This window comes from Paenibacillus sp. P13VS, from assembly GCF_015143645.1.
Taxonomy (GTDB): domain Bacteria; phylum Bacillota; class Bacilli; order Paenibacillales; family Paenibacillaceae; genus Paenibacillus; species Paenibacillus xylanilyticus_A.
The window spans coordinates 651,491-673,005 of sequence record NZ_WYEV01000004.1 but is presented as its reverse complement, the minus strand read 5'-3'; the positions used below and the strand labels follow the sequence as shown (position 1 = coordinate 673,005).

Here is a 21,515-nt window from a genome sequence, read left to right as displayed (position 1 = left end):
GGGAAAAGCCTTGGAATAGACAATAAGAAAGAGTTAACTCATGGTGATCATGAATTAACTCTTTTTCAGTTCCAGTGTATATGGAGAGTGAGTGTTATGTTCCGGCGGTGCTGATTCATCAGACACTTCAACTGCAAAGTAAAGTATGATGGGAAGAATGAGCACAATAAGGCCGATGAGTATAGCTATGATGATACTTCTTTTGTTCAAGTGGACAGGCTCCTTTCTGGAAATGAGGTTTTAGTTTTTTTTGGAAATGTAACGTATATTAACCAATGTATAAGGTTTTGGAAGAGTTTTGAGATGAGAGGAAAGTAGGGGAGCTGTGACTGTTGGTGTTGCTGATGGCGGGGTATTACCTTTAAATATTTCGTCTAACATAGTACATTAGTACCTCATAAAATTAAACATATTGCCTGTATAATAATTGAATATTGTCATAATATATCATTTATTACTTATAGAGGATGAGTTACATATGGGAAGAATTCAGGTCCCGCCAGATCATTTAAGGAAAGTAGCACAAAAATTTCATAATGAACACGTGAGACTCAGTGATGAGTTAAATAGATTAAATACATCGTTGTCTAGTGTAATGCTTGGATTGGAAGGTCACTCGGTCGAGAGATTCAGATATGAGTATCGCGAGGCTGAGAATCGCATGAATATGATTTTGGCAGTGATCCAAAATACAGCGAAAGAGCTGGAGCGGATCGTCATTCTTTTCACTGATGCGGATTCGGGTGAAGTCCATTTACCGGACACCCCCCAGGAAGCATGGAGGATGCTAACTCATAGGACGGAGCAGACATGGGATTATTTAACCGAAACAGTACGTGAAAACTGGGAGCTTATGAAGCATAAAGCGGTCGTTGAAGCTGAACTTGAGCGTGAAAAAATGGCTGTAGCTACAGAAGAGCTGGACGAGGCACTTGAATATTTCAACTATGCTTTATCAAATCCTGATCAATACCCACTATTTGGTTTACATTGTGTAGGGTTGAGAGAATACTTCAACGATTATAGTGCGACAGATGATAAGTTAGGTTCAAGAGATTATTGGTTATCTAGAGGCTATGATGCTGAAGGCATTCATGAAGTCGCTGATAAGCTCAAAACGCCTATTGACGATGAAACATTCCTAACTTTAAACAATCAGTATATGCAACATGATGCGGAATTAAAGGCCGGAGCGATGTTCGGCGTAGCAACAAGCGCTATCCTATCCAAAGGAGTGGGGATGAAGGGTAACCTGATAGGGACCAATGTAATGCAAAAGATTAACATAAACAACAGTAATAAAGGAAATAGCGGTATCAGAAAAGTAACAGTTCCAAGAGAATGGGCAGAAAAGAAACTTGCTAAAAATATATAGACCCTTGGAAAAGTTCATTTGGTCAACCTGGTGATGGGTATGGACAATTAGTCAAGGATTTGCCAAAGTGGCATCCCATGAGAACTAAATTTGCTAGGATGTTGAGTGAAGTTAGATCATCTGGTGGGACGATCAGAAAAGCAGATATGGGCCCTACTTATGCTGTTTTTGGTGGGAATTCTATTGAAGAAGGAGTATGGTTCAGGTGGAATCCTAGTAAACTTCGTTCTGTGGACATGCTAGAGGAAATCAATCATTGGCAACAATATAAAAATGGATTACAAAAGGCAGGGTATTCACCAGAAGACCTTGAAATTATGGCTAAACGCGCTATCATAAATAAATATCCACTAGATATTAATCTCAAGAAGGAACTTCTTCATGATATAAAGCGTGTTAAGAACGGAGAATATATACAATGAAGAAAGGACTGAGAAGAAAAACGTGCCATTTATATTAATTGAGCGTGAAGAAAAGCCAGTTCGATTGCGTGGAAACAGAGTGGTTCCTTCAACAATAACAGTACATTCCCAGGCTGGTCTCGGCTTAGGGAAGTATGTGGGGTTTAGAAGTGGAATTCATGTTAATTTGATTAACTGTGGAGGAGTGATCATGGCTGCACCTGAAGCAAAACATGCGTATAAGCTTGGGAATTTTGTTCCTGCTACACTGAGTGAGGAAGCTGTTCAGAGCCATGCATCCGAGTTATTTGTTAGGGAAGAAGATCTGCCCGCAGTACAAGAATATACTTTTTCTATCATACATTCAAAAGGAATAAAGGAATTGTACGATGAAGCCACTCAATCGATTTGGATACCAGGGAAGTTTTATGTGGGACAAGAGAATGTTTTGTTAGGTTGGATTAGGGTATCAACTAAAGAAATAGTGGCTATAGGAATGACAACCTTAGGGGAAGATTTTATAGGTGATTTTGTCTTTGTTCCTACAATGGATCCCTCTAATACATTCTCAATTGGAGGAGTTCGTGAGATATCATCTTAATAAAATATAAAAAAGATGGTCAAATGTATCAACAGATTGAGCGTAATTGTGAAAATAACACACTAGGGAGTTGACGTATGAGAAAAATTCCTCTCATGTTTATAGTTCTATTTATGGTAGCTATCACTATCTTACCACTTACTGCCTCTGCTGCTTCAAAAGCTGACTTTCGCACTGTAAAGTGGGGAATGAACACTAAGCAGGTGAAGAAACTAGAGAAGGATAAACTAATCGATTCTGGCAGTGTTAACAAGTTTTCGTATCTTACATACAACTCGTCAGTATCTTCAACATCTGCAGAGTTATCTTACTTATTCTACAAGAACAAACTAGTTCGTGGCATTTATGAAGTGAAGGGTAACACGTTTGCGACTGCTGGTGATAAGATTAACACATACTATGGCATCAAAGAGGCATTGGAAAACAAATACGGTAAACCTACCAATGCGAATGACAAATACACCATTAATGGTGCAGAGTCTAGCCTAAGGAACGACGATGGATTGGACTTGATGATGGGGAACATTTTGTTTAAATCACGTTGGTTAATCAATAATAAGAAAACAGAAGTTACGCTTTATCTAGACACATACCAAGGACAACCGCGTTTGCGAATTTTATATACAGATCGGACAAACAATTTGAACGTTGACAAGTTATTGTATTCGGATGGGTTGTAAAATATATGGCTCAGATATGATCAAGTCCAAGATGGAGTACTCTTTCATAAGGAGTACTCCATCTTTTTTGATATCAAAACAACTAATGAAATTTTCCTTATGCTGGACGATAATATAGTTGAAGTTGTATTGACTATACGACGTCCTAGTTGAATCACCTTCATATCCATAACACACAACCATCCTACACCCACACGAGGTATATTCATGAAACAAGGCATATATGAACAGCTTATCAACACAATCACCAGGCAGGAGATTTCGGCACTAGATCCGGATGTGTATAACATTGGGACTGAGAAGCTAGATGCAGAGGAAGCGCGAAAACTACTATCTACGTATTTGGCTGCGGTGACCCGACGAGCTCTGAAGATTGTGAGAGAACAAACCGAAGATAGCACGGCAGTACTTGCACAGATCCGTACATCTAATGAAATTATCGCTACGTTAAAAGAGACGCTGGGGGAAGAGGAGTATAGTGAATTACAGCTGGATGAGCAAGGTGAAGTGCTGACCCATGTGTATTCCAAGCTGAACAATATTCGAGCCGTACGAAATTGTAAAATCATTCGCCCAGATACGCCTATCGCTCAAAGCTCATTATTCACTGGTGCAAAGTCTGAGCCGAGTATGCTTCTGGAGTTGCAAAAAGAGATCGCGACAGCAGACCGGATCGACTGGCTCGTGTCTTTTATCAAATTCAGTGGGCTTCGCCTACTCTTGGAACAACTTCAGCAATTTACATCTGGTGGCGGGAAGCTGCGCATCATCACGACGACTTATATGGAAGCGACCGACCTTAAGGCCATTGTCGAACTCAGCAAACTGCCCAACACCGAAATACAGATTTCATATGATACGAAGGTTACACGGCTACATGCCAAAACGTACATTTTCCACCGCGAGACCGGATTTACGACCGCCTATGTAGGCTCTTCCAATCTGTCCAACCCTGCACTGACCAGTGGTATGGAGTGGAACCTCAAGGTGACGGAGAAGGATTCACTCGATGTGCTGCGCAAGATTGAAGCGACCTTTGAGAGTTACTGGAACGACCGTGAATTTACAAAGTATGTGGCTGAGAATGAGAGACATGAAGCACAGCTGAAGGCGGCTCTGAATCGTAAAAAAGATAACCTAAATGCATTCCACCTCGACATCCAGCCCTACGATTATCAAAAAGAAGTGCTGGAGCAGTTGCACGCGGAGCGTACACTGTATGGGCGAACCCGTAACCTGATCGTCGCTGCCACAGGTGTGGGCAAAACGGTTATCTCTGCTTTCGACTATAAACGGTTTCTGGCAAGCTGCGCGGGAGCCAAAATTCTTTTTGTCGCACATCGTGAAGAAATCTTGAAGCAAAGCCGTGATACTTTCAGGTATATCCTGAAGGATATGAACTTTGGTGAGCTGCATGTGGGAAATCATCAGGCACAGGCGCTTGACCATCTATTTATTAGCATTCAGAGCCTTAACTCCATGAAGTTGACAGAGATCACAAGTCGGGAGTTTTACGATTACATTATTGTGGATGAATTCCATCACGCTGCAGCACCTTCGTACCAGAAGTTGTTGTCTCACTACGAGCCGAAGATTTTATTAGGTTTAACTGCTACCCCTGAAAGAATGGATGGCAAAGATATTACAGCCTACTTCTATTATACGATTGCTGCTGAGATTCGTCTGACCGACGCAATAGATCGGAAGCTGTTGAGCCCGTTTCAATATTTTGGCGTAACCGATACCGTCGATCTGTCCCAAGTAAAGTGGTCACGTAAAGGGTATGACCTTAATGAACTGGAGAAGCTGTATACTCACAATAAAATCCGAGCCACTCAGATCATCCATAGCCTGAACAAATACGTGACTGATCTTGAAGAGGTCAAGGGGCTCGGGTTTTGCGTAGGGGTAGATCATGCGCTGTATATGGCAAAAATATTTAACGAAGCGGGCATTCCATCCATGGCCCTGCATGGCGGATCGAACGAGCAGGAGCGTCATTCCGCGAAAGGGCAACTGGTAAGCGGGGAACTGCGAATGATCTTTGTGGTAGACCTATACAATGAGGGCGTGGATATTCCGGAAGTGAACACCATTCTGTTCCTACGTCCTACCGAGAGCCTGACCGTATTCCTGCAACAGTTGGGCCGTGGACTGCGGATGGCTGAGTGCAAAGAGTGCCTGACCGTGCTCGACTTCATCGGGCAAGCCCATCAGGAATACAGCTTCCAGGACAAATTCCGGGCCTTGATCGGCACAACCAAACACTCCATCTCGCACTACGTCGAGAATGGCTTCTCGAATCTGCCTCGCGGCACTTTCATTCAGTTGGAGAAACAGGCAAAGGATTACGTCATGCGTAATCTGAAGCAGATGAGCCGTAACCGCAGAGCGTTGATTCAGAAGCTGCAAACGTTCCAGCAAGACACCGGATTGCCGCTGACGCTGGCTCATTTTGTGGAATATCACGGAATGACAATTTATGAATTTTATGGCGGGCGTTCGGGAAGAAGGTATTTCCGCGGTATGTTGGCCGAAGCTGGATTGACAGAGCCTATCGAGAATGAGCAAGAGGAATATATCCGCAGAATTCCATCTGTGCTGACAATCAACTCCCGAAGCTGGCTGACGTTCCTGATCGACTATATTGAAAAAGGGAAAGAACCCACGACCGCTGTTGAACGTCGCATGTTGATCATGTTCTATTACACCTTCCATCGGGCTGCACCTGAGAAGCTGGGACTGAACAGTATCGAAGACGGTGTGCAGCGTGTACTGTCTTGTGAGGCATTCCGGGCAGAGCTTGTGGATATCTTCAAATATAATTTGGCTCATCTGCGATTTGTGGATAAAAGTAATTCGTTTCCATACACTTGTCCACTGGATGTCCACTGTATGTACTCTATCGACCAAGTGCTTGCTGCCTTCGGCTACTGGAATGCTCAACAATCACCCGCCTTCCGTGAAGGCGTGAAGTATTTTGCCGATGAACAGACGGATATCTTCTTCATTACGCTGAACAAATCGGACAAAGACTTCTCGCCCTCCACACTATATGAGGATTATGCGATCAATGAGAGCTTGTTCCACTGGCAGACTCAGAGCCGGGTTTCAGAGCATACGGCTACGGCGCAACGGTATATTCATCATCGGGAGACGGGGAGCCGGATCGCGCTGTTCGTGCGGGAATATAAGGAGGAGCATGGCTATACGTCTCCATTTGTCTTCCTGGGCGAAGCTGATTATGTGAGTCATGAGGGGAATAAGCCGATGAGTTTTGTGTGGCGTCTAAGGGAAGAGATGCCAGCGAAAATGGTGGCGGTGGCGAATAAGTGTATTGTTTGAATGAAATGAATGACCTGCTTATGTATAAGAGGTTTTTTTGTTTAATAATGTATTTTAAAGTGGAAATGAGCAGTTTATTGTTGAATAATGATTCTGTGGACCTAAATTCATTTTAATATTTACTGATAAAATAGAACTACAAAAAGAAGGTGATATCTGTTTTTTTATTTCTATCTTCAATATGGACTTGGAACAGAATAGCTGGGTTCTGGAGATAAATATTGTTTGTTAGACTTTAACGTACATATTATTTGTGGGGCATAGTAAATAGTTAAATAGAGATATTAATACATTATCAATCCTTAAGGAGAATATTAATGAAAGAAATCATTTGGTTCGTCATTGGAATTATAGCCCTAGGTGTTCTTGCTGGATTATTACAACCTTCAAAAAAGAAAAAAAGAAGAAGTTCCAGCACACGGAAGAAAAAGACTACCAAAAAGCCAGTGAATAACGGTTTTAATCGTGCTTCCTCTACGTGCAGACCTGACGAAGTGATTCTAACTTTGCCGTTAGATAAAATGACAGGAGCAGAGTTTGAACGCTTGCTTACACTCTACTTTAGAGACAAAGGTTATACGGTAAAAGAAGTTGGCGTTGGGGGTAAAGATGGTGGAGTAGACTTGGTTATCACGGATAAGCGTGGTGAGAAAACAGCGGTTCAGGCAAAGTGTTATGCTGACCATAACAAGGTTCAGGTGATGACTGTTCGTGAACTAGTAGGTGCGAAGAGGAATCATGACTGTATTTTATCTTTAATCGTAACTACATCTGATCTTACAGGTCCAGCAAGAAAAGAAGCAGATCAATTCAAAGTGGATTACTGGCACGGTGGGTTAGTAGACAGCAAGCTGCGCAGTTGGGGGAAATGGACACCATCCAATAAAAAAATAAAAACTATTACGTCCAAGAAAGAGCAATCTTCATCTAAAATAGTATCTAATATCAAGTGCAGTTGCGGGGCTGCAATGGTTAAACGAAAGAATAAGACTGGAGCGGAATTTTGGGGATGTAGCAACTTCCCGAATTGTCGAAAAACAAAAGCTATTTGATTATCCACATTTAATGATGATAGAAATAAATGATTCTAAGTAAAAAAATGAACAGCTCATATAATTGAAGGCTCATTTTAACTCGATTTCGAGTGAAAATGGGCTTTTATTGAATAGACATGAGGATGTACTACTTTACAAAATCAACCCATCTCTCCCCATGGCAAATGGTATAATGGCAAAAAGGGAGATTCTCGCGTGAAGGCCGAAGGCTCTCATAGCAGAAAGGATGTTATACCACATGCCTACATACAACAAATTGGTACGGGACAAAATTCCGCATATTATCACATCCAGTGGTAAGGAATGCCGGACGCGCATTCTAGACCCGGAGGAATATAAGCAAGAATTAAGAACGAAATTGCAAGAAGAATCGGATGAGTACGTAAATGCAGTAAGCGATCAGGAAGCGTTGGAAGAACTGGCCGATATGCTGGAGGTCATTCGGGCACTGGCAGAGGTGCACGGGGCGAATGCGGCACAGCTTGACAAACTGCGGGCGGACAAAGCCGAGGCGCGTGGCGAATTCCAGGAGCGGGTGTATCTAATCGATGTCGACGAAGCTTAACGTTAAACTAATCACCGATAATCTGGCAGATGAACTGATTACCCGGATGCAGCATGCATCCGGGATTTATATTATGACGTCCTTTATTATGCAGTCCGGGGTGAAGTTGCTGGCACCGCATTTGAAGCGGGCAGCAGAACGTGGAGCCGAGGTGCGAATGCTTGCGGGAGATTATCTGTATATCACGCAACCGGAAGGACTGCGGGCGCTGTGTGAGGTAGATCCACGAATTGAGGCAAGACTGTGGCGAAGTATGGGAACTTCTTTTCACCCGAAAGCCTATCTGTTCGATCATGACAACGGGGAAGGACTGCTGATTGTCGGATCGTCGAACTTTTCGTTCACGGCGCTGAAGACGGGGTATGAATGGAATCTCGCAATGAATGCAGAGGCAGAACCATATACGTTCCAGATGGCTCTGGACAAGTTCATGCAGAGCTTCTATCATGAGACGACATTGCCGGTGAACCCGGATTCAATTGCGCTTTATGAAGAAGAGTACCGAAAGTACCACCAGAAGAACCCTGAGATGATCCAGCGGATCACGGAGATGGAAGAGGCAGAGTTCGGCACCGGACTGCCAGAAGAAACAGAGGAAGAAGCCGCCGAGCTGTCGCTTATACCGATCCAGCCGCGGTTTGCGCAGCTCGATGCACTAGAAGCGTTGGAAGGCACGATGGAAGAGCAGTATGACAAGGCGATGGTCGTCATGGCGACCGGGCTTGGCAAAACGTATCTGGCGGGCTTCTTCGCCCAGCGATTCCAAAGGATACTGTTTGTGGCACACCGGGAAGAGATTTTGTTCCAGGCGAAGAAGTCTTTTCAGCAGATTATGCCGGAGCGCAGTCATGGTATCTACAACGGGCAGCATAAGGATGGAGCAGCGAATTGTGTGTATGCTTCGATCTTTACGCTGAGTATGCAGAAGCACCGGGATGGGTTTGCGGCGGATGCTTTTGATCTGATCGTGGTGGATGAGTTCCACCATGCGGCTGCGAAGACATATATGTCGGTGATTGAGCATTTTCAGCCTAAGTTCCTGCTGGGTATCACCGCTACCCCGGATCGACTGGATGGCAAAGATGTGTATGCACTATGTGATGGAAACGTGGCCTACCAGATGCATTTTATTGATGCGATCCGGCAAGGATGGCTTGCTCCATTTCAATATTACGGGGTATTCGATGATACGGATTATTCGCAAATTCGTTGGATCGGGACAAAGTATGATGAAGAACAGCTTATGGCGGTCCAGTTACATGAGGAGCATGTGGAGAACATCTACTCAGCCTGGATGCGGCATAAACAGACACGAACGATTGGCTTTTGCTCGTCGATCCGGCAGGCAGACTATTTGGCAGCGTATTTTCGCAGTCAGGGGGTGAAGGTGCTCAGTCTGCATTCCCGCACGTCGGAGATGTCGCGGGAGGAAGCCATCCGGCAGCTTGATGCGGGTGAACTCGAGATTGTGCTGACGGTGGATCTGTTCAATGAAGGAACGGATATTCCAAGTGTGGATACGCTGCTCTTCGTGCGCCCAACTGAATCACTTACGGTGTTTACCCAGCAGGTGGGCCGAGGTCTGCGGCTGGCGGAAGGAAAATCACATTGTGTTATTATTGACCTGATCGGAAATTACCGGAATGCGTATGTGAAGCTGAGTCTGCTGGATGTGCGTGGTGAGGAGGAACGAAGCGGGAAAGGAATGGATTCGGCTGTGCCGGAAGTTCCGGACAACTGCGGGATTCATCTTGAGACCCGAGTGGTGAATCTGCTTCAGGAGCTAAGCCGTAAACGACTGCCACGCCGCGAGAAGCTGCAACAGGATTTTCTGGATGTGAAAAGAGAATTGGGACGCATTCCGACATATCTGGAGCTGCATCTTATGGGACGTTCCAAGAGCATCGGGTATCGAAGCGAATTTGGCTCATATGTTGGGTTTCTTTATTGGGCGGAGCTGCTGTCCTCGGTTGAGGCAGAGGTATATGTCCGCCATGAAGCATGGCTGAGGGATGTAGAGAAGACGGTTATGAACAAAAGCTACAAGATGATTGTGTTGCTGTACATGCTGGAGCGAGGCGAAGAGTACTGGATGGACCCGGTGACCCCGGGGGAGTTGGCGAATTTTTTCCATACGTATCTGACAGAGAAGGAATATCGGAAACGGAAGGACTTTTCGGACAAGGACAAGCTTGCGCTCTGGGAATGGAATAAGAAGACGGCAACTGAGATTGAGAAGTTAATTGTTAAAATGCCGATGTCCATGTGGAGTAAGGCGAAAGGGAGTATGGCGAGTTTTGATGTTGGGATATTCTCACTGAACGTACATGTGCAAGATGTGGAGGAACGGTCATTATTATACCGTTGGACAAGGGAGATTTGTCTATATCGATTGCATGCGTATTTTGAGCGTGGTACATGTAAATAGCAAAAAAATCCACTATCCAATTAAAATAAATAACCCGAACTATAGATTGATTTTCTATAATTCGGGTTTTTAATTAATAAATTTCAGATAATGTTCTCCTGCCTGTTACCAGTTCAAATACACCTAAAAATAGGCAAAAGAGAAGTAAATACCAAGAAGTTGAGAATTGTGGGATGAATGCTATTAATGAATAGAGCATAAAAAACACACTATCAGTTAATATAAAAATCCCCAGTATCTTCTTCGCAATCGCACGTCTCGTTAGAATTAAAACAACTGCCGACAAAAGTACAATTGCTGCCAATATTATTGAGGGGAGATACCAAAACGTACTTAATTCCAAGTCAAAAAAAGGAAATAAATCTTGGTTCATAAAAGGAATAAGATGGTAGTACCCTCTACTGATAATGATAATTACAACAATAATTTTTGCAATGAGCCAATCATTTTTCATAAATATTCCCTCTAACTTATCGTTATGGTATCACAATTTCTTTTGTATCAAAAGCATATATAGGAATAGGGCCCGCCTGTACTACTCTTGATGCTTGGGAGTAAAGTATAAAATCATTACTACTTGTAGAGGTTTTATTAATAGGATAGTCCTTAATGGGTTGTGTGACCTCATTAGGTGTTGTGTATACGAATCCATAGCCTCCATCTTTATTTTTTATTCCAAAGGAACCAAAGGGGCCTAATTTTTCAATTGTTGCGTTAAGTTTATTAAAGTAGATTTTAATTCCATCGGGGTCATTTGTATATCTTGTATAGTAAAGTGTACCATCATTATAACCTGTTCTTACAAAGCCCCCCATTTCCGAAGACTTATGACTGAGTCTAACTGTCATATTTTTAGCTGTTGAAAACGTAGAAAATTCATTATTTTCATTGATTGATACTTCGAAATCCCCTTGACTATCATTAATAGTATCTATGATTTGTTTCGAGTTCTTGACTACTTCACCTCTATCATCAATGGCAAAAGCATGGTGAACTTCTTGATTTGAATCCATAACTACTCCACTCAACCCATATTCATTTGTAACAATATCTGTTAGTAGATGATCTTTACCTACAAGTGCATCACCGGCGTAACTGTCCAATGTTTGATCTGAATATTTATCAGCCTCAATATTAACTTCTACATTATCTAAAATATAGGACAAAGATAAATGTGAATCAGAAAGCGAGATTTCAATATCTTGTAAGTCGGCATTTTTTGCGAAAACATTATCGATTGAATTATAGCTAAACCCGCTATAATTTCCTTCAGACGTTTTTTCATTTGCAGCATAGCTGGCACCACTTAAAGAAAGACTTAGGATTAGACTTGTGCATAAAATTAAGATTTTTTTGTTAATTCTCATTTAAACCCTCCATTGGTAATTTTTTATTCTCTTAATTACCCTAACATATATATTTTCCAGAAGATACCGTATAAGTTAAATAAAATTAATATGATACAAAAGAACTAACTTTAGGAATTAAGTCTTTATAAAATTGAAGAAGGGGGATGGGACGTAAACGATTACAGTTGAGGTACAAGGAAAAGCATATAATTTCGTGAATATGATTCTGATCCAGCCCCGGATTACAAAAGATCAGCTTGGATGTGGGGATGTAACGATCTGTTGGCATATCTCCCACATATGTATGTGATTTTAATGTGACCTACACATATGACGAGGCCAAGAACGAGTTCATCGTTGATCAGATTGAAGTCGAACCAGTTGAAAATACAAAAGCTTAACCCTATTGCACGATACATTTAATACATTTCATAAAACGTTTACAAACTTTCAATTCTGCCCTACCTTTTCAGGAGCGAAGCTGAGATAATGGGAGAGGAATATGGCCAAGAAACCAAAGGTAAACAGTCCTCACCCACAGCATAAATAAACGCTACATACCCATAGGAGGAGTAGAGATGACGACACAACCATTACAATTGATCCAGTCCGCAGAAGGCCAAGCATTGCTTGCTCAAATGTACGGACAGCAGCAGGTCGAGGAACAGACTGCACGTTACACGAAGCTGAACGCTTCTTTTGAAGAGTACTTTGGTGTACAAGAGGGCAGCAAATTGTTTAGCGCTGCAGGACGCAGCGAAATTGGTGGTAACCATACGGACCATAACCATGGCAAGGTACTGGCAGGCAGCATTACGCTGGATACAATTGCAGTGGCGGCACCAACCGCGGAATCCGTGATTACCTTTTATTCGGAAGGTTATGACAAGAAATATGTAATTGATCTTACAGATCTGACGCCGAAGGCAGAAGACGATGGTACGACGGCGTTGATTCGCGGTATGGCTGCGGGATTCGGAGAGTTTGGATACAAGGTGGGTGGCTTCCAGGCGTACATCTCCAGTAACGTGTTCTCGGCATCGGGTCTAAGCTCGTCGGCTTCCTTCGAGATGCTGATCTGTACAATTCTGAATCATTTCTACAACGAAGGAACGCTGGATGTTGTGGTGATGTCCAAGATCGGTCAGTATGCGGAAAATCAATATTGGAATAAACCGTCCGGTTTGCTGGATCAGATGGCTTGTGCTTATGGTGGTCTGATTGCAATTGATTTTGCGAATCCGGCTGAGCCTGTCATTGAACCTGTGCAATGGGATTTCCAACAGAATGGCTACTCCCTGGTAATTGTAAATACAGGCGGGAATCACGCCGATCTGACCGAAGATTACGCTGCCGTGCCTTATGAGATGAGAGCGGTTGCTCAGGCGCTGGGCCAGGAGTATGTTCGTGAGATTACAGCCGAGAGCATCTACGCGAACCTCAAGCAGATCCGTGAAACTGCGGGAGATCGTGCGGTGCTGCGTGCACTTCATTTCCTGGAGGAGAACAACCGGGTAGATGGCCAGGTGCAGGCGCTGCGGGATGGGCGTTTTGCGGACTTCCTGAACCTGATTACAGCGTCAGGGAATTCATCTTGGAAGTGGCTTCAGAATGTATATCAAAGTGGTTCCGTGAAAGAGCAGGAGATTGGGATTGCGCTGGCCCTGACCGAAAACTATCTGCAAAACTTGGGCGATGGTGCCTGCCGTATCCACGGTGGTGGATTCGCTGGGGTTATCCTGACCATCCTTCCAAACGACAAAGTCGAGGAGTATATGTCCTGGATGCATGGCATGCTGGAAACGCCAATTATTGTCGTGAACGTGCGCGCACAGGGTGCAGTGTGTCTGAATGAATTGATCAGCTAGGCGCAAAGTCATTCTTTCCACTAAATTTATGGGTAACGTGCAGCGCTTCAAACATAAATGATTGTGGAACGAGAACAAACGAATTAGAAGACTAAATAAGTGTTTAACCAAGTCCGGGCCTGCCCGGGCTTTTTGGTTATGGCTTTAGCCAGTTGAGTGCGTGAAACGCGCGAAACAAAAAACCACCCGCTATGCGGGTGGAGGGATTGAAGGTTTGACCACGATGACCATTCCAATAAAATTGAGATGTTCAGGCTCAAAAAGAAAGGAATGGTCATTCATGGCAACCAAGAGCTACAGTCTAGCTCACACAAAGTGGATGTGCAAATACCATATTGTGTTCACCCCGAAGTATAGACGGAAAGAAATCTACAATCAAGTCAGAAGAGATTTAATCGAAATCTTCAAACGTTTGTGTAAATACAAAGGAGTAGAGATTATAGAAGGTCACATGATGCCCGATCATGTCCACATGTTGGTAGCAATTCCACCGAAAATTGCAGTCTCAACGTTCATGGGATATTTAAAGGGAAAAAGTTCGCTAATGATATTCGAAAAACATGCCCAATTGAAGTATAAATACGGGAATCGGAAGTTTTGGGTAGAAGGGTACTATGTGAGTACAGTGGGTCTAAATGAAGCAACCGTAAGAAAGTATATTCGTGAGCAAGAAGCACATGATCAAGCGGTAGACAAGCTGAGTGTAAAAGAATACGAAGATCCATTTAACAGTAACCGGAGCAAAAAGAAGTAAGACCAGTTTAACTGGTAAGTGAAAGTGACAAGAACACTGAGCCTGAACGGATTTGTGGTCAGGCTAGCGTCTTTAGGCGCAGTTTGGCAACAGGGGGTTATACCCCAAAAGCAAACCACCCGTTGGACGGGTGGTCCTGATTTATGTTAATTTCGACTAAAGTCCAAACTTTGAAGATGATTTACGTGTTGATTAGGTAGTGGGTTATAACGGCGGGCTGATGCTGAGAGGGTATTTAACATGTAACCGAGGAATATTTCAGTACGTTTTGACAAGGGGAGGGTATGAAGGATGACTACATCCACAGTGGCGGCAGAGCTTGAAGAGGAACAATTATATGAAGAGTTGAGGCGTGAACTGGAGGATATAGAGGATGGCGAGCAGCGGCAAAGAGTCCTGAATCGAATGATCAGACAGCTCAAGTTTGCCAAATGGCGAAAAGGACGAATGCATAAGTTCGACACCTACTTTCAAAATGTAAAACCGGTAACGCTTTGGGTTATTTTAGCGACGGGTGCACTTACGCCTGTACTGTTATTTAGCATGTTCATATGGGTGTCGCTGTGGGTGGAATGAGATTGAAGCCGAGAGGGTAATTACCTTGTATAGGGGAGAAGCAAGAAATTGACATCGAGAGACAAGGGAGGTACTTATGTTATTTGCAGTTTTTTTTGTTGCGATTATATTCAGTGCTCTGCTGATCGTTCGAATTAATGAAGGAAGAAGACTGAGAATCGGCGCACTAACGGTTGTGGTGTACAGCATATTGCTGTGTCTGTTACTTGTATTTCAATCGGTTGAACAGGGTGAAGATTTTGTGTATCTGGGGTTCTTCAATATGACCTATGGGGCTGCGAAAGTATGGATTAACATTTACGTCGTCATTGCACTGGCAGCGTTCTTAACGTATCTGGGTGCGAGCGAAGAGGAGTAGGTGTTTTGAAGTTATTGGATTCTATTGAAAAAAGAGAACCACAAATCACCAGAATGGAGCATTCCAATGGTTAGCGGTTCTCTGAGTTAACTTTATTTTAGTGTGACCCTTGCGGGTGTTTCTGTTCCAGAGGTTGCACTTGCCCTTGCATATACTGATGATATTCACGGAAACTGCTGATATGATGCAGAGCATCGGTTTTAGATGACTGGATTTTGACCTTACCGTTTCCAGGGTTCTTTTTCATCTCGGTCAGTGCTGTTTTGGAGCCTTCGATATCACCTGACATGTCCTGAATTCGCTGCAGCAATGCTGGGTGCCCTTCATGCTGAAGCATTTCAGCAAGTGGTCTCATTTCCTCAAGCTTTTGACTGGATCGTTCGAGTGTGGTCATCACCTGATCTCCATCGGTATGTGCACTCAATGAGACCATTCGGTGAATATGATCTTTTTCCATACGCTCCAGAGCCTCAAGATGAGAAGCCTCAAGTCGCTTGGGGTCATTCCAGCTTTCAACTTGAACCTCAGGTTCATTTTGCTGTGATGCCTGGTTTGCACTATTTCCGTTATTCCCGCATCCCCATAGTAAAGATGAACAGGTCAGGATTGCACCGACTGCAATGATGCTTTTCAAGCTCATGTTGTCACTCCTTCAATTTTTTCCTGAAGGTAGTATGAGCCAACATATATCGAATCATGCTTATTCCGCAGAATTTCTTTCCTGCAATTACGCATATCCCCAAGAGTGCTGGTAACAACAGCCTAACTTAATTCTTTATTGATGGTACTTTGATGTCATCAATTAAAGACTTTTAGCTTATTTTTGCTGACCTTTGTTTTCGGTAGGCCGTACACTACCCTTAGAGTTGAACTGCTTATCACAAGGGAGGAAGCGATGCACATCTATAACAACCCCATTTGGCGCTGGTCCTTTACGCTGCTGTATCCAGCCATTATTTTCATCTTTCAGAGCTGGGGACCCATATTGGAATCATGGGCCGGTCCCATTATCTTTGTTGCTTTATTTTGCTTTCTGTGGAGCGGGATTGAGGAGATGTTTATCTCGACCGGCCTGACCTGGTTTGTGGCCATCCCATGCTGGTGGTATTTTATTGAGCGTCCGAAGCCGACTTTCGGTGCGGAAAATTTTGCTGCACATCTATGGTTGATTGTCGTTATATATATCGTTTTCGTGCTCATTCCTCAGGCGCTGATTCTGACCACTCGTCTAAGGATTATGGAATATTATAAGAAGTGATTGGAGAAGGCACATTGGTTACCTGGTACATCTTTCCTTACTGGATTATACAGCTGCCTCTGTTGTGGATTGCGGCCTGGATATTGGTAAGCTACTTAGGAACAGCGCTATCGGAGGTGCCATTTTTACGGTAGCCTTGATGCATGCATCAACGTGAGGGACGTTCATGTGGAACGCGAAAAGAGATTATGGTACTCCATACTTCGCACCCGACAACGGGGATACAGCTCGAGATACAGGGGTTGGACAATGGAGGCCAAGTGATCTACTCATCGCAGGAGAACGAAGATTAGGAGGAATGTTCTTGAATCATGTAGAAAGAATAAACAAACCCTACTTCATCTTCCTTGTCTGGAACGTACTTATGATCTTTGCCGTACATGGGTTAACATTTCAGCATGAAGCTGGTAAAGGAGTCTCCGGCAATGGTAACCCGGGGATACTCATCTTGTTTCCGTCCCTTCTTACGTTTCTGATCTTGTGTATCTGGACGGTGTCACTGTCCAAGTGGTGGTTATATGATCAGCAACAGCGCTGGGGCAAGAAAAAACATGTCATGGTACCCCTGGCTGCTTTGCTACTATGCGTGTTGTCTGTCTTTTGGCAGCTGTTCATGATTAAGGACCTGCGAGTGCAGCTAGGTGGTTTCACGAATGATCCAAATTCGGTGGTGTACCGTTTTGGCTGGTTGAATCAATATACGAATACTCTTTATTATAATGTTCCAATCCTGCTGTTCGGATTGTCATTGTCTATATTCATTGGTTGGTTAATGGAACGGAGTGTACGCAAGAACGGTTCATAAATCACTTTCCATCTTCTTTTCCATCTTCCTTCACATATCTGAAATAACCCAACTAACACCCAAATAAGCCCTCTTGTCCGGTTTGACCAGTCAAGGGGGCTTACTGTTTCACCTTTGCTATACTCTCCTCTGGAATTTTCCCGTATAGGGAATGGTGATCTTGATGTTAAGGTTCTGAATGGAGTCTTCGGTCAGGATCATCTTCGAGCCATTATTGGATAGCTTACGCCACAGGCCTGGATTTTTGCGGTACAGCTTCTCCTGAAGACCGTACACATCGACTCCGCGCCGCAGTCCCTCACGGTACGTTTGCAAGATTTGAGCCCGTAACGTTTTCTCGCTAAATTTGACCATTTCATCATAGGAAATGGGGGTGAGATATTCGTACAAGGCGGTCAGGTACTTGGCATCGATATTGAAGTGAACCTCATTCCCCTTAACAATAGGCTTGATCTTAAGATTGGGCAGGCCCACACTGAGGACCCCATAGATGGTTCCCCCATTTTCAATCATCAGTGGTGCGCGCCGCATATCCTTGAGCAGCCAGTGGTATCCTTGAAGCTTGCTGCGAGGCAAATATTCGAAATTATCTCCGGTTCGTTCGAAAAAAGCACCCTCAATGACAAACAGTTCGTGTTTCTTTTTGTTTTGAGACCAATGCTCCTTGTTCAGGGCAATACTTGGCAGATACGTTGTCGTGGACGTATTGTTATGCGTGGCAATCAGCTTGAAACTAAGCACTGGAGGAAAGAGCGACTCCTCCAAAAATGTGGGGAGCGGGTTATGAAGAATACTGTCCAGCGGCGACATATTGTAGATGGATGTCGCACTCAGAATATCCTCCAGTGGCTCACGAGTACCATACACCCAAGTGGTATATCGCGATTCCGGAAAGCGTCCGAGCATATCGAACACATCCTTGATGTGATTGCTTGTCAGAACGCTTTCGTCCATGACGATAGCGGTCACATGGCCCCAGGCGATATGAAGCTGAGCGCTCCGGAACAGTTCATTTACAGCCAGATTCAATGTTTTCCCAGCCGCATGTCCCACCCATACGGGAGGGGTATCCGCTGTTTTGGCAGAGCTTTCGCTTTTGGCTACACTGGCAAAGTCCATCGTTTGAACATACATGTGATACAAACCGTCCTTGTATTCAATGCCGATCGCTTTGGCATAATCGACCTGCTGAATCTCATAGGCACTCCAGCATCCGCTGGTCACGAGACACAGAGCAAGGCTAAGCAGCCCGAGCGACCACCTTCGCATCTGCCGTTTCATCGATCGTTACCTTCTTTGCGTGGCTTTTGTGTTTCAAGATAGACCGGTCTGCGCTTCATCCATCCCTTCGGCAGCTTGAACAGGGATGCCATGGCCTGCTTGAAATTAAGTGGTGTCAGCGGGGTCAGGTAAGGAATGCCGAACGACTTCAGATCGGTCAGATAGATCAGGAACAGGATGATGGACAGGATGAAGCCGTATATACCCAGGGATGCGCTAAGGACAAAACAAAAGAAACGGAGAATCAGCACGGAACTGGTCATCACCTGATTCACGATTGTAGCGCCTGCGACCACTGTGACGGCAATGACGACAATCATGAGCGGGGAGACCATGCCTGCACGGATGGCTGAATCCCCGATAATCAAACCACCAACGACGGTCAGCGTTTGACCAATAGCGCTGGGAAGACGTACTCCTGCTTCCCGGAACAGCTCCATCAGAAGCATAATGAGAAACATCTCCACACCCGATTCCATCGGCAGACCCATCCGTCCAACCGAGATCGTGGCTACGAGTGGAAAAGGCAGCTGATCCATATGAAAGGAAGTCAGGGCGATATAAAATCCGGGCAGGAATATGGTCACCAAAAGACCGATAAAGCGGAGCATGCGGCCCATGTTTACCGGGAGGAAAGGGAAGTTTGCATCCTCCGGGGATTTGAGAAGCAGAAACAGATTCACCGGACCAATGATAACACTGGGATTGCCATCTACGATAATAATGAAGCGACCATTGAGCAGGCATTCTGCTGCAAAATCGGGTCTGCCCGTGTAATGAGTTACCGGAAACAATGTGAGCTTCGATGGCGATAACAATTCCTCCAGCTCGTTGGCTGCCATAATGCGTTCCGTATCAATCTTGCGCAGCCGATCCTTGACATCGTCAATTAAGTCGGGGTTGGCAATATCTTTGATGTACATCAGAGCGACTTTGGTCACCGTACGTGAACCGATTAGTTCGATATTGCAGGCTAATTCGGCTGTACGCAGACGTGTACGAATCAACGTGATATTCACTGACATTCGTTCGATGAAGCCATCCCTTGGACCGCGGATAGATACTTCCGTTGTGGATTCTTCCGGTGTGCGGGTAGGAATATTGGATATATCCATGCTCCACATGGTCTGCAGGGAAGGGATGCAGACCAGCATATGTCCCTCAAACACCCGGAGGGATATCAGCTCTGTCCCCAGTTCGGCCTGCAAATCCATACGTGTCCATTGCAAGGTGATGGATCTCTCGATATCGGATGTACGCAGAAAGTGAGTATGCTCGTAAGCACGAGTCAATTCAGGCAGAATAATATCGTATATCGATTTGCTATCGACCATGCCGCTGCAATACACAAGGATGATCTGTACGGGAGACTCCCCGATCATATGGCTGCTAATGATGACATCGTCAGACCCGGTAAAAAACGTCGTCAGGTTATGCTCATTGATTCGAAAAGATTCAACCGGATTAGTGGCCTTCTTGGGTTCGGTTTTGATCGGCATGGGCAGGAGCCTCCTTATCTTTTTTGTGTATGAACGCTGCAAGGGTTAACAGGATGGTAACAATGGATACATAGATGAGCATCGTCGGAAATTGAATGTGCTTCACATAAAAATCAACATAATCAATCCGCCACCAATGTACAGCTACCAAGCACATAATGAATGTGACGGACAATACGGCAATGTATCGTTTCTTGGGCCTGCGTATATCCAGCAGATCTACAATGAGGTAGATTGAAATCGCTACTCTGGCAAAAGAACCGCTCAGCCATTGATATATGGATAGGAAGTCCACGTGCTGAAGCAGCTTCCCGATATTCACCAGCTTCCATTGCTCATAAGGACTGCTCCGCTGCTTGGCGGCCTCCTCCGGGCCAAATTCTACAATGGCTCCCAGGGTAGGGCCGATGGCCATACTAAGCATAAATAGACCAAGGAGCAGAACGTGCCACCAACGAATTTTGCCTTTAACATCATGCTGAAACAGCATTAAGATCCAGATCTCCATCAGTCCTGCAAGCGAATAGATCATGCCATTCATAACGGGTCCGGCACCATATTCCATGATCGGAAATAACTGGCCGTAGTCCTTGTATTTCATGTTGGCTGACATGACAAAATAGCCGAGTAGGACCACGAAAGGCAGCAGAATGCTCGAAGTCATGGCAATGGAACGAATCCCTTTGGCAGCCGCCCAGGCAGCAACCAGCGCTCCGCCTCCGGCGAGCACGTATGGCGGTGTGAATTGCAGATACGTGGATACCGTCCAGTTCGTTGTCTCATATAAGGTATGTGTGCCAAGTGCGAGCAGTAAAAGAGAGGCCGAAATACGAAAGATCCAGGAAAAAACTGCACCAAACTCCCGCGTAATCCAGTCGGTCAGACGCTGTCCCCTTACCCTTCGGATAATAATGAACATCATACATAGAAAAAGCATGAAAAAAGGCGCAGCAGCTACTACAGATAGCCAGCCGTCTCTACCGGCCTGATCGAGAATGGCCGGAATGGATAGAACATGGCATACCAGTCCGGCACTGAGCAAGATGATGGAAAAGGACAGCCATATCGTGATTTCCCCCTTTTCACGGCTCATGGAAATTCTCCTTTCCGTACGAGGAAGTTTCCGTTAGCTTGTACAGCATATGGTGATTCGATTCCTCTAATCTGCTTTTTGAAGCAAAACGTTCCATTGCTTAACGGTCGGACAATTTTTGTCTCCTTTTCCGAAGCATTTGCCATAATACAGCACATCTTCTCCAATAGAACGGACATAAATTTCCTGTTCTATATCTGCAAAATATGTCCCTACTGTGCCTG

22 protein-coding genes are annotated in these 21,515 nt (G+C 44.4%); 15 read left to right on the top strand and 7 right to left on the bottom strand.

Annotation, left to right across the window (positions count from 1 at the left end):
- Positions 1-54: 54 nt before the first annotated feature.
- A complete protein-coding gene (locus tag GUA98_RS12820) occupies positions 55-210 on the bottom strand; it encodes a hypothetical protein (protein ID WP_193723245.1) in 156 nt (51 codons plus the stop codon).
- Between the two features lie 268 nt (positions 211-478).
- Here GUA98_RS12820 and GUA98_RS12815 point away from each other — a divergent pair, with 268 nt between their 5' ends.
- From GUA98_RS12815 to GUA98_RS12780, 8 genes are all read left to right on the top strand, one after another.
- Positions 479-1,375 (top strand): WXG100 family type VII secretion target, encoded by an 897-nt coding sequence (locus GUA98_RS12815; protein ID WP_193723244.1) that lies wholly within the window; start codon positions 479-481, stop codon positions 1,373-1,375.
- A 77-nt stretch (positions 1,376-1,452) separates the two neighbouring features.
- The gene (locus tag GUA98_RS12810) at positions 1,453-1,797 is read left to right on the top strand and encodes a hypothetical protein (protein ID WP_193723243.1); all 345 of its coding nucleotides are present in this window, start codon (positions 1,453-1,455) and stop codon (positions 1,795-1,797) included.
- A complete protein-coding gene (locus GUA98_RS12805) occupies positions 1,769-2,377 on the top strand; it encodes a hypothetical protein (protein WP_193723242.1) in 609 nt (202 codons plus the stop codon). The genes GUA98_RS12810 and GUA98_RS12805 overlap by 29 nt, the downstream gene beginning before the upstream one ends.
- A gap of 77 nt (positions 2,378-2,454) precedes the next feature.
- On the top strand, positions 2,455-3,057 hold the full coding sequence (locus GUA98_RS12800) for a hypothetical protein (protein ID WP_193723241.1): 603 nt from the start codon (positions 2,455-2,457) through the stop codon (positions 3,055-3,057).
- Between the two features lie 207 nt (positions 3,058-3,264).
- The gene (locus GUA98_RS12795; protein WP_193723240.1) at positions 3,265-6,402 is read left to right on the top strand and encodes a DUF3427 domain-containing protein; all 3,138 of its coding nucleotides are present in this window, start codon (positions 3,265-3,267) and stop codon (positions 6,400-6,402) included.
- Positions 6,403-6,719: 317 nt separating this feature from the next.
- Positions 6,720-7,454: a restriction endonuclease gene (locus tag GUA98_RS12790; RefSeq protein ID WP_193723239.1), complete on the top strand. Its 735-nt coding sequence runs from the start codon at positions 6,720-6,722 to the stop codon at positions 7,452-7,454.
- Positions 7,455-7,695: 241 nt separating this feature from the next.
- Positions 7,696-8,022, top strand: coding sequence for a nucleoside triphosphate pyrophosphohydrolase (locus GUA98_RS12785; protein ID WP_193723238.1), 327 nt, complete (start codon positions 7,696-7,698; stop codon positions 8,020-8,022).
- Complete coding sequence (locus GUA98_RS12780) at positions 8,006-10,450, top strand: DEAD/DEAH box helicase family protein (protein WP_193723237.1); 2,445 nt, start codon at positions 8,006-8,008, stop codon at positions 10,448-10,450. The genes GUA98_RS12785 and GUA98_RS12780 overlap by 17 nt, the downstream gene beginning before the upstream one ends.
- A 73-nt stretch (positions 10,451-10,523) precedes the next feature.
- Here the strand turns inward: GUA98_RS12780 and GUA98_RS12775 are convergent, their stop codons facing one another.
- The gene (locus GUA98_RS12775) at positions 10,524-10,904 is read right to left on the bottom strand and encodes a hypothetical protein (protein WP_193723236.1); all 381 of its coding nucleotides are present in this window, start codon (positions 10,902-10,904) and stop codon (positions 10,524-10,526) included.
- Between the two features lie 22 nt (positions 10,905-10,926).
- Positions 10,927-11,817, bottom strand: a complete 891-nt coding sequence (locus GUA98_RS12770; protein ID WP_193723235.1) for a hypothetical protein — start codon at positions 11,815-11,817, stop codon at positions 10,927-10,929.
- A 560-nt stretch (positions 11,818-12,377) separates the two neighbouring features.
- Here GUA98_RS12770 and GUA98_RS12765 point away from each other — a divergent pair.
- The 4 genes from GUA98_RS12765 (at position 12,378) to GUA98_RS12750 (ending at position 15,355) form a co-directional block, all read left to right on the top strand.
- The gene (locus GUA98_RS12765; protein ID WP_193723234.1) at positions 12,378-13,667 is read left to right on the top strand and encodes a galactokinase; all 1,290 of its coding nucleotides are present in this window, start codon (positions 12,378-12,380) and stop codon (positions 13,665-13,667) included.
- Between the two features lie 280 nt (positions 13,668-13,947).
- Positions 13,948-14,421, top strand: a complete 474-nt coding sequence (gene tnpA / locus GUA98_RS12760; RefSeq protein ID WP_193723233.1) for an IS200/IS605 family transposase — start codon at positions 13,948-13,950, stop codon at positions 14,419-14,421.
- A gap of 291 nt (positions 14,422-14,712) precedes the next feature.
- Positions 14,713-14,997, top strand: a complete 285-nt coding sequence (locus GUA98_RS12755; RefSeq protein WP_153977073.1) for a hypothetical protein — start codon at positions 14,713-14,715, stop codon at positions 14,995-14,997.
- Between the two features lie 76 nt (positions 14,998-15,073).
- Complete coding sequence (locus GUA98_RS12750) at positions 15,074-15,355, top strand: hypothetical protein (RefSeq protein ID WP_193723232.1); 282 nt, start codon at positions 15,074-15,076, stop codon at positions 15,353-15,355.
- 97 nt (positions 15,356-15,452) lie between these two features.
- On the opposite strand, the gene GUA98_RS12745 is transcribed toward GUA98_RS12750, so the two are convergent.
- Positions 15,453-15,995 carry a hypothetical protein gene (locus tag GUA98_RS12745; protein ID WP_193723231.1) on the bottom strand — a complete coding sequence of 181 codons (543 nt, stop codon included), beginning with the start codon at positions 15,993-15,995 and terminating at the stop codon, positions 15,453-15,455.
- A gap of 255 nt (positions 15,996-16,250) precedes the next feature.
- Here GUA98_RS12745 and GUA98_RS12740 point away from each other — a divergent pair, with 255 nt between their 5' ends.
- The 3 genes from GUA98_RS12740 (at position 16,251) to GUA98_RS12735 (ending at position 17,418) form a co-directional block, all read left to right on the top strand.
- Complete coding sequence (locus tag GUA98_RS12740; RefSeq protein WP_193723230.1) at positions 16,251-16,613, top strand: hypothetical protein; 363 nt, start codon at positions 16,251-16,253, stop codon at positions 16,611-16,613.
- A 143-nt stretch (positions 16,614-16,756) separates the two neighbouring features.
- A complete protein-coding gene (locus GUA98_RS29565; protein ID WP_227779599.1) occupies positions 16,757-16,906 on the top strand; it encodes a hypothetical protein in 150 nt (49 codons plus the stop codon).
- A gap of 11 nt (positions 16,907-16,917) precedes the next feature.
- Positions 16,918-17,418 carry a hypothetical protein gene (locus GUA98_RS12735; RefSeq protein ID WP_193723229.1) on the top strand — a complete coding sequence of 167 codons (501 nt, stop codon included), beginning with the start codon at positions 16,918-16,920 and terminating at the stop codon, positions 17,416-17,418.
- A gap of 117 nt (positions 17,419-17,535) precedes the next feature.
- Here the strand turns inward: GUA98_RS12735 and GUA98_RS12730 are convergent, their stop codons facing one another.
- Genes GUA98_RS12730 through GUA98_RS12720 form a run of 3 tightly spaced genes read right to left on the bottom strand, consistent with a single transcriptional unit; the run spans position 17,536 to position 21,291 of the window.
- Positions 17,536-18,699: a Ger(x)C family spore germination protein gene (locus GUA98_RS12730; RefSeq protein WP_193723228.1), complete on the bottom strand. Its 1,164-nt coding sequence runs from the start codon at positions 18,697-18,699 to the stop codon at positions 17,536-17,538.
- Entirely contained in the window at positions 18,696-20,198 is a 1,503-nt protein-coding gene (locus GUA98_RS12725) for a spore germination protein (RefSeq protein WP_227779598.1), read from the bottom strand. Before GUA98_RS12725 ends, GUA98_RS12730 begins: the two co-directional genes overlap by 4 nt.
- Complete coding sequence (locus GUA98_RS12720; protein ID WP_153977079.1) at positions 20,164-21,291, bottom strand: endospore germination permease; 1,128 nt, start codon at positions 21,289-21,291, stop codon at positions 20,164-20,166. The genes GUA98_RS12725 and GUA98_RS12720 overlap by 35 nt, the downstream gene beginning before the upstream one ends.
- Positions 21,292-21,515 lie beyond the last annotated feature (224 nt).